The organism is Neokomagataea thailandica NBRC 106555 (assembly GCF_001598495.1).
GTDB lineage: Bacteria > Pseudomonadota > Alphaproteobacteria > Acetobacterales > Acetobacteraceae > Gluconobacter > Gluconobacter thailandicus_A.
Genome location: NZ_BCZB01000043.1, coordinates 1 through 9,183 on the forward strand (window position 1 = coordinate 1; position 9,183 = coordinate 9,183).

Annotated in this window: 10 protein-coding genes; 9 read left to right on the forward strand and 1 reads right to left on the reverse strand. The window is 51.8% G+C overall.

Going from position 1 to position 9,183, the window contains the following annotated elements:
- From NTH01S_RS10830 to NTH01S_RS10870, 9 genes are all read left to right on the forward strand, one after another.
- A partial coding sequence (locus NTH01S_RS10830) for a type IV secretory system conjugative DNA transfer family protein (protein WP_068173613.1) occupies positions 1–720 on the forward strand: 720 nt, incomplete at its 5' end.
- Positions 717–1,847: a secretion/conjugation apparatus DotM-related subunit gene (locus tag NTH01S_RS11825; RefSeq protein ID WP_157070965.1), complete on the forward strand. Its 1,131-nt coding sequence runs from the start codon at positions 717–719 to the stop codon at positions 1,845–1,847. The genes NTH01S_RS10830 and NTH01S_RS11825, both read left to right, overlap by 4 nt.
- Entirely contained in the window at positions 1,844–2,188 is a 345-nt protein-coding gene (locus tag NTH01S_RS10840; RefSeq protein ID WP_068173617.1) for a hypothetical protein, read from the forward strand. The genes NTH01S_RS11825 and NTH01S_RS10840 overlap by 4 nt, the downstream gene beginning before the upstream one ends.
- Entirely contained in the window at positions 2,185–3,336 is a 1,152-nt protein-coding gene (locus NTH01S_RS10845) for an ATPase, T2SS/T4P/T4SS family (protein WP_068173619.1), read from the forward strand. Before NTH01S_RS10840 ends, NTH01S_RS10845 begins: the two co-directional genes overlap by 4 nt.
- Complete coding sequence (locus NTH01S_RS10850; RefSeq protein ID WP_068173621.1) at positions 3,329–3,802, forward strand: hypothetical protein; 474 nt, start codon at positions 3,329–3,331, stop codon at positions 3,800–3,802. The genes NTH01S_RS10845 and NTH01S_RS10850 overlap by 8 nt, the downstream gene beginning before the upstream one ends.
- A 2-nt stretch (positions 3,803–3,804) precedes the next feature.
- A complete protein-coding gene (gene icmT, locus NTH01S_RS12015) occupies positions 3,805–4,053 on the forward strand; it encodes an IcmT/TraK family protein (RefSeq protein WP_068173623.1) in 249 nt (82 codons plus the stop codon).
- On the forward strand, positions 4,050–4,415 hold the full coding sequence (locus tag NTH01S_RS10860) for a hypothetical protein (RefSeq protein ID WP_068173625.1): 366 nt from the start codon (positions 4,050–4,052) through the stop codon (positions 4,413–4,415). Before icmT ends, NTH01S_RS10860 begins: the two co-directional genes overlap by 4 nt.
- Positions 4,416–4,479: 64 nt before the next feature.
- Complete coding sequence (locus NTH01S_RS10865) at positions 4,480–4,833, forward strand: hypothetical protein (RefSeq protein WP_068173626.1); 354 nt, start codon at positions 4,480–4,482, stop codon at positions 4,831–4,833.
- A 1-nt stretch (position 4,834) separates the two neighbouring features.
- The gene (locus tag NTH01S_RS10870) at positions 4,835–7,090 is read left to right on the forward strand and encodes a type IV secretory system conjugative DNA transfer family protein (RefSeq protein ID WP_068173628.1); all 2,256 of its coding nucleotides are present in this window, start codon (positions 4,835–4,837) and stop codon (positions 7,088–7,090) included.
- Positions 7,091–7,146: 56 nt separating this feature from the next.
- Here NTH01S_RS10870 and NTH01S_RS10875 read toward each other — a convergent pair.
- Positions 7,147–9,183, reverse strand: a 2,037-nt coding sequence (locus NTH01S_RS10875; RefSeq protein WP_157070966.1) for an ATP-dependent DNA helicase, incomplete at its 5' end; no start/stop codon positions are given.

The following is a 9,183-nucleotide window of genomic DNA, read 5'->3' on the forward strand; positions in this document are numbered from 1 at the left end:
TCTATGATGGCTATTCGGCCAGGCTATTCTGCGCAGGAAGAATCACACAATCAACGGGATCCTATGATCCGCCAAAGTGCATGGCGTTATGGCGCACAGGGTGGCCAAGCCGCACGTAATACCGCTCTGAATGATATGCTCAAGCGTTATGCGCCGACACTCGATCGTGTTGTTGATTTCCGCTCCCTTGTTCTGCCCGTGGGTAACAACCGCACACTAATGGTGCCACCCGTCGTTAGTGAAGCACAAATGGCATTTGCGCTCGATCCCAATGGACGCTCTTCGGCAGAAACAGGCACGATTTATCGTATCACAGATCATGCAAGACTGACATCGACGCCCCCCTTATGGTCTTCTTGGCTCACGCGAACCGTCATCCCTCCCACGGCTCCCCCCGAAGAAGTCCGTCCACGCACATTGCATGAAGTCACTATCTGGCGTGATGGCGTCGCACATGGCTGGTCTGCCGGTGAACGCCTCGCCAATGAAGTCTTTCTTGATGATTTGGCCCGTATGGAACGAGAAATCATCGGCATGGCTCGGTACCGGGTACTCCTACTGGCGCATAAGGTTGTCGCACCCGACGTCGCCTTCTCCAAAGACGCCGCGACCAGCACCTCCGACACATTGATGATTGATAATCGTAAAATGGAAATCAAAAATGACGCGTCGCTCGACGCAAATCAAACCCATTGGCGCGTCGGGGGTGATGACCAATGATGACTATCGCTCCGTCCAATATGCAGGACCGCCAACACGATGGAATGCGACTGACCATTGGCGTGTTCATCATCCTCATTGGATCAGCTTTCTGCGCCTTTCTCCTTTGGATGACATGTCATGTGTTCCTTTCACACGTCATCCTGACTTTCTCGTTGTATAATATAGAGTTTCTCTCTCTCTTCTCGGACCATTATAGTCAAGCAATACACCAAATAAAAAGTCTAAACCCTCAGTACCTAACGCTAAAACAAGCCTTTAATGTTTTATCATACGTCAGCAACCAATATCGTTTCGTACTGTTTTCTATCTTCTTAGTGTGTTCCGTTATTTGCATTATAAAAGCTCCAAAATCAAAACATACGAAAACTTTTAGCTTAAAAGGCTTATTGCAAGCGTTCGGAAGAGTGCATCCTTTATCTGCCGTTTGGGGGCGTACGGTCCTTAACGTCGCAGAAATCGCCTCGCCCGATAAGCCTCTACGACCGCTCGATCCCTCACTGACGGAGCAGGAGTGGCTCGAACGTTATGGATCTAAAACTTTTGAAAACCATCTAACGGCCCAATTGGGCGGCCCGTGGGGACCGTTTGAAACATTAACTCCGGCCCATCAATTTCTCTTTGTCGCGTTTGCTCTTCATGCACGGCGAAAAGATGATCTTACCCAAAAGCTTTTCGAAGACCTCTCTCAAGCTTTGGCTCCTTCCATGAAAAAACCGACTGGGCCGGGCAAGCATCTTATAATGCCACGCTCCGTACAGAAAACTGTACGGCAATTGCACAAAAAAATCGGCTCATGGGGGAATGAAACACGCATCACTCAACATCATCACTATACCCTCCCAGCCCTCGTGACGTTGCTCCAACATGCACGCCAGCAAACAGGGGTTCTTAACCCTGGGCTTTTTGCAGCCATCCAGTTGGTTGATCGCAACGCCTGGCAAGTTCTCTGCGCTGTCCCTTACCCTCGGTTAGGGGCACCTCCTGGCGGATTATCAACCCGTGTCTGCATTGAAGCAGCGGCCGCCCTTGAGCATTGGCAAAACGAAGTGAAACATCAAAAGCCCTTAGCGATACCAACCTATCCGATCACATTTTCGCATTTAAAAGGTCTGACCGATCAATGATGATTTTCCCGCGTCTCGCCTATACCGAGCTTCCGAGTCTCGCCGGACTTCTATATATCAATAATGATCAGATCAAAGAATGGGTTATAAAAACATATTCTTTACCCAAAAAGTACCTTGATGATTCAATGGCTTTAACATTAGGGCATATTGAATCCATTGTCGGTGAGCGTAAATATTTTGGGTATTGTATACGCCATGCACCCATTAACTTTATCAAATACTTTATTGATTACGCGGCCATTATGCTTGATGCGCGCTTTGCGCAGTATCGTGGACAACAATATAAATTACATGCGTTTTTTCTCCGTGCGCATCAGGTGGGGCTAGGTACACCATGACGATACCGCACTCAGAAAACCAATTTTTCTGGGATGGAGATGGTCAGCCGATCACACCTCAAACCCTCGATGACCTCCTGATCTGGTGTACACGCCAAGAAGCGTCACGTGTTGAACTGCAAACGAACAAACCCATCATGGCGCGCATACACGGACGTAACTGCCGTCTGTCGCGTGAGACAACCTATCCAGACGATCTGCACTGCGCGGTTGAGCACGTCTATCGCTCAGCCAAAGGCCTGACACATCTGACCAATGGCGAACCCCTCGATATTGCCCATACGATCTGGCGCAATAATGACAAAGACCGTTATTCCTACCGGATGAATATTCTCTCCAGCCTTGTCGGTGCAGAAGACGGGATCTCCATCACTATTCGGCCTCTGGCAGACATTCCCAGACCTCTGAGCTCGCAGCATGTCGAGCAGGACATTCTCAATGCTCTCGGCGCACCCTCGGGGATCGCCTTCATCTGTGGTGTGACCGGTTCGGGCAAGACAACACTGATCGGTGGCATTAATCGAGAGCGCCTCGAAAACCCGGCAATACACGCCAATATTATTGAGGGGTCATCGCCAATTGAGCTGCTCTATGATCGCGTCGAAGCACAAAATGCGACCATGACCCAGCTGGAAATCGGCCCGAAAGGCAACCTCCCGAATTATTTTGAATTTCTCGCGGCCTGTAAAAGACGTGAACCCACAGATATTGTCTTTCAGGAATGCCGCTATCCCCATGAAATGGATGCAGCGATCCAAGCGGCGGCCTCTGGCCATCGCATGCTCACATCGCTGCATACGTCAGATGTCCAATCCACCATGCGTTCCGCCATTGCGCTGTGTCCCGCAGATCAGCGTGATAGTCTTGCAATCCTGTTGGTCGAAAATCTGTCCATTATTGTCAACCAACGTCTTCTTCCATCTCTCGACGGAAAGCGCACCCCTATTCGATCATATCTAACCTTTAGCCCCAAATTCAAAAATAACCTGCTCGATAGCCCAGTCTCTGAGTGGCCAAAAATGACGCGCGAAGAACTGATCAACACAGGTCAAACGTTCGAGATGGCATTGCACAAGGCACATCAAGACGGCCGCATAAGCCGAGACGTTCTCTCCCAAGCATTAGACTATGAGTTGACACATGACTGACCTCGACATCGCCAGCCTCGCCTCACACACAGGCATCGTTATTATCCCGAGAGTGTCCCTGACGCTTAACCCACATATTTATGAAGCCATTCGGAGCCATCGCCTGCAAAAATACGGCGATATGACCCTGAATGTCATCGATTGCATCAGCCCCTCCGGGCATCTCGCGCACGCCCTGAAAGACATCCCATCATTAGACACACGGTCAATCGTCTGCTTCGACCTGACAATGTTCCCAGAATTCTTCCCGACATTGCTACAATTACTCCCTTTAATAAAAGGAGCCTACATCTTCGTTGACTGTCGAAGCATTGACGATGCGCGTAATGTATTTTCTCATTCCATAAATTTATATTTATCAGATGAGGAAACAAAGAGTTTAATCAAAGAACCTCTGACCGTATACAAAGTGAGTAACAAACACATACCGTATGAAACGGTTTATCATTACCTGATTAGTCGATAATTATGTGGCGCTTTACCTCTAAGCCGGTCATGTTTTTCATCGTCGATGCACGATGCCTAGCGCCTATGGTGCTATGGTTCGTCCATATGCGCTTATGGACCTTTGAAATCGGTGCGGCCAGTGTCCTCATCTTTAGCATCATCTCATGGTTTGGCCTGAGCCTTCCCGTCGCCTTGCGCCTGTTGCGTGCGTGGTGGTGTGGCCCCATTCGAACCCATATTCCCCCCCATAAGAAAAGATCTCTATCATGATGGATGTTCTCCAAGAGACAATCACGGTCTTCTCCCATTATCTTGCTGAAAAAAACGTTCGGATCACGCGCGAAGACGACACACGCACTGTGCCTCATCACGCCATGACAGACCCATCGGGCCTTCTGCCATTGCTGTTCCTAGTGATCGAACATCACCTGCAAAACGATCTTGGTCTACAGATCACATATGATCTGTGCCTCGACCCGGAGGCTGCGACCGGACATAGGGTCACATCCTTACACAATACCACACCAGCCGTTATGGTTTTGGCCCTTGATCACGTCCTCAAAGAGGCGTCGCGCGAGACATACACGTTATCGATTCAACAATTTCACAGTTTAATGCCACAAGCCGCATAAAACATGCGGCACTCATACGCGCATCTGCGACCCTTAAGGGAGATCAAGATGACAGTGAGTTCCCATGCAGATTCAAGTCCCGCCCCACACCCAAAGCGTCGTTGTCACTCAAGAACCTTCAGGAGTGTACCTCATCACGCTCGATATGGATCAGAGACACTCCGTAGAACGATTGCCGCCTTACCGGGCCCTAAAAATCGTATCTTGGAAAACAGTTCGTAAGCTCTTACCACTTCTTGTGTTGGGCGGCGTGGCGTGTGCCGGATTTTACATCTCCAGCGGGTCACGACACAGTCCAGACGTTGCCAACCCCAACTCTGTGCCCCCATCTGTAGCGTTCGACCGCGCACTGCCAGCCTCTGGCCCGGATCTGCCACCCGCGCCGCCAAACAGCGCGTCACCATTTGGGCTTGAATAATATGGCTATCATCAAGCGCACTTATGACGGGGCACAAGACCATCATGAGCAACGCAACGGCATTGCGTTGCGTGACACACGCACGCTGCCTATTCGTTTTGCAGAAGCACTTCGCACCCCGTTTTCAGGTGTATTACTCCTCATAGGTGGCGTTCTCACCTGCGTTGAGCCTTTGCTCAGTTTTCTCACGCTCCCAATCGCGGGGTGTATCACGGCCTATGTAGCGACCCGCAAGACCGTCTTACCGTTGCACAGACCAGCCTCCGATCGCGGCACAGACCTCAATAATCCGCGCTTCGACCCGCGCAACCCAACCCAGCATCGGGCGGGTCCCTGTGAAGGAGCGTGGTTCATTGGATGGGATAACCAGACGAAGCAACAATTATGGGTGTCGTCCGATACGATGACGATGCACACCCTCATTCCCGGCTCAACCGGGTCCGGTAAGACCCGTTTTAACTACAGCTTGCTCATTAATGCCTTGGCTATGGGAAGCGGTTTTACCATTCTTGATGCGAAAGCCTCGAATAACCTGCCTTTTGTAATCCGAACGATGGCCCGTATGTTCGGGCGTGAAAGCGATGTCCGAATTTTGAATTTATTGGCGTCAAACGGCGACAAGAAATCCCATACATGGAATCTCTTTGCTTCCGTTAGCCCCGAAGGCTTAGCAGAGCTACTTCTAACGGTTTTCGTTCCAAAAGAGAGTAAGTCATCCGGAAGCAGTGAACACTTTCAAGCACGAGCAGAAAGCCTCATCCGTGGTGCATCCTATATCCTGACTTGGGCGCGCGATCACTGTGGCATCCCCATCATTCCGAATACGCTTGAAATCCTGTTGACGGACTTAACGGCCCTCATCACCCTCGAAAACAAGAAAGTCTTACACTATTGGTGCCTCCGCACCTCCTCAGAACAAACCCAAGCCCTGACGGGCATGCCTGACGAACTTCTCAACCCCATTCGTGCTTTTTTGCGGATGACGGGGGGATTTTCCCAAGAGAAGAGCATTGCCGAGCAGGATAAAGTCCGGGAACAACATTCCTATGTTGTTGGCGGTTTTGGTAAAGTGTTTACCCATATGGGCATCACTTTAGGCCATATTTTTCAAACGCAAACGAGCGATATCGACCTTGAAGACATCATCTTCAACCGTCGTATTTTCGTGATCTTACTGCCTTCGCTGGAAAACCATGAAAGCACTAATGCAGGTCTCGCAAAATTAATTATCACAGCACAGCGTTATGCTCTCGCGGGCGCGCTCGGAACGTCCATTGAAGGCGATTACGACGATAAAGTCCGCTACCGCCCGTCAGCAGCAAAAACACCGTATATTTTTGGTTATGACGAAGCTGGTATGGCGATTGATAAGAGTGTCATTCCTATGTTCGCGCAGGCCCGCGAATTGAACATTGGGATCGTCATGTCGTTCCAAGAAATTGCATCCTTCTATTCTCATTTAGGGCGTGACCAGAGCGTCCCAATTTTGGGCAATCCAAAACTCAAAATTTTGCTCAACCTCGAAGATTCAGGGCCAACCCGAGAATGGGTGGAACAAGTCGGCGGTAAAATGTCCGTGGCTATGCTCCCCGGATTTGAAGATCGACCACTCTTGGGCGGTTATGCCGATCAACAGCGCGCGGACATCCGCGAGGTCAACAGGGTCACGTGGAGCGATATTCAAGGGCTCAATTTCTGCCATGCTATTATTTTGTTCCGAGGCAAACGTATTTACGCATCTCTGATGGACGTTGATATCAAGGCCAAGGGCTATAGCCGTCTGCACGCCAACGCCCAGATCGCATTACCCGCAACCATCAACGCTCATGAGTACGGCCTCTCTGGCGAGCTCAAAACCCTCCAAGCCCTCTTTGAAGGACAACACCTGGTTCATCCCTCTACGCTCCAACCCTTAAAGGGTATTTTGGGTGCGCTCTATAGTGGTCTGGCCGAAGCGCTCAAGAATGAGGACACCCCCGAAAAGGAAGGCGCCGTTATCTTCAAAGCTCTTGCGCATATCCCCCATGATGCCGACGACACCCCGCCACCGTATTTCCCGCTCTTGTACAAAAAATCTTTCCATAAGCCAGAACGCCCTCCTGAGGTGACGCATGACAATCCCCCCCCAACATCGCCTCTTTTCAAAACCATGTGTCACTTTGATACAGCACTCGGCATACCGGAGGAGGAAGCTCGGCGCTATGCGGCACATTATGTAAAAGCCATGGAAAACGTCCAGCGTGCGCACGCCGCATAACCACAAGAACATCATCCTGTGAGGGCCTCAAGGCCCATCACAGGATGTTTCCGCGTCTAAAACCCGGGCGTCAACGCCGTATCCTGTTGACGGGACCGTTCCCGAACTCGTTGCTGTTCGGCTGCGTGACGCCGATTTTCGGCCTGCACTTGAGCTCGCGCCTCGGCATTTTGCGCGGCTTGTAGGGCCTTTTGTGTCGCATACCCTACTTTACGCAGGGATCGGCTCAAATCATCCCAGTGCTGTTGTGGAACATCACGGATGGGCTGCTCGGCCAGTCGTTGACGCACAGCCTGTCCGGGAGAGTGTCCTTCTTGCCGGGCGCGTTCGCATTGATGTTGTTGTTGTATCCAACGGGTCGTGTCCCGCTCAAACGCCAACTGTGCCTGGACAAGATCCACCGCCAAACTTTTATACGGGTGTTGTCCCATATTCTGAGCCAGGCGCTGATGAAGATCGTCCATCGTCACCGGACGAATATCGCCTAACGGCCGCGCAAACATTTCCGCCTCACGAAGCGCTCCCTCGGAGACCATCGTCCAACAGGTCTGGACATGACGACTCTCCGCAACATAGGATTTAAAGCCCGTCATCGACGCCGCCCCCCTCGGCATGGCGTTAATATGCTCATCCGATGTGATCCCCTGCGCGGCATCAATCGTCATAGCATGGCCAAACCCCAAATGCAGACGCCCGGTCTTTTGATCCGTCACACGCTCCCAAGGCACAAAGCCTGATCGGCCTTTGTGATTTTCCAGGGTTAGTCCGTCTTGGTTCCAGCCCCGTACCACCACAAAATCCCCGTTCGCGCCGAGTTCTTTCCAACGCCCCCCATGAGGGGTGTCCACACGAACCGAGGTTTTTCTGAACAGCCTCAGCTTATCCCCCTTTGCCAGAGGCAGATCATATTCTTCCCCACGCTGATCAATGGCGGGACGGATAATCTCAGTCTGTCCAATCTCTCCCCGTACGCGCAAACGATTGCGAATAGCTTGGCTGATGTCCTTCACATCATCATTCGTCGGTGCTGAGATCGTAATCCCGCGCGTGGACCCTGCTTGCGTCAAAATATCACGACGCGACAGGTAGTGTTCGGCAATCCGCTCAACCACCTGCTCGTGATCGCCCCCGACCAAATGCAACGCGCCGTCACGACGTTTCATGTCTAAAGCGCGTTGGGCACGCTCAATGTCTTCTTCGCGCTGCTTTTCAATCGTCTTGCTGATGTCACGTCCATGACTGCGGAACAGTCCTGCAATCTCTCGACCACGCGCTGATTTTTGGCGAATGGTCGACAACAACTCAGGGCGTGTCTCTTTCGGCAAAACACGCATGAGCAATTCAACCGTATCACCGGCTTCGATGGCTTGTGCTTGGCCGTGATCCCCCAATAGCCTCAATGTGAAGCCTTGCTGCTCTTGGTGTTTCAACAAGGCGAGTAACTGCGCGGGCGATACCTGACTGACTTCATCAATCACCACGACCGATTGCGCATCCAGAGAGAGCGTTTTTGTGTTGAGGGCATCAACCAACACAGAAAACGCTAGGGTCTTATCAACCCCGGCATCTTTGAGGGCTTCAGCCTGACGCCACGCGATCGCGGCCCCCAAGACACGTCGCCCATCGGACTGCCAGGCATCCACAAGCGGCTTGAGCAACGTTGTTTTTCCGGATCCTGCGACGCCCACCATGAAGCCCAATCCGCCTGCTTCTCCCAGTGAGTACATGGCCGCCAACTGAGCGGCACCGTGCTTGGGTTCGCGCGTGAAATCCAACCCCGAGCGCTTGACGGCCTGCGCTATTTGCTTAGGCGATAATGCCCCGGCGCGTGTCCGGGCCGATGTCCCCGCCAGACGGGCCATATCCTGTTCAACACGGATTTGGGCGACCGTTGCTACACGCAAACGCCCATCTTGTTCACGCACCCGTAAATGCACAGGTTGGCCGTCACGCTCAAGACCCCGCTCTTGAAGCATATCCGCGACGCGTTCGATTTCATCAACACTCTCGATACCCGCAGCGATCAGACCATGAGCCGCATGTGTTCTAAGGGCGTCACGATCCAAGACAGCCGCCGTCCTAAACTCTTCCGA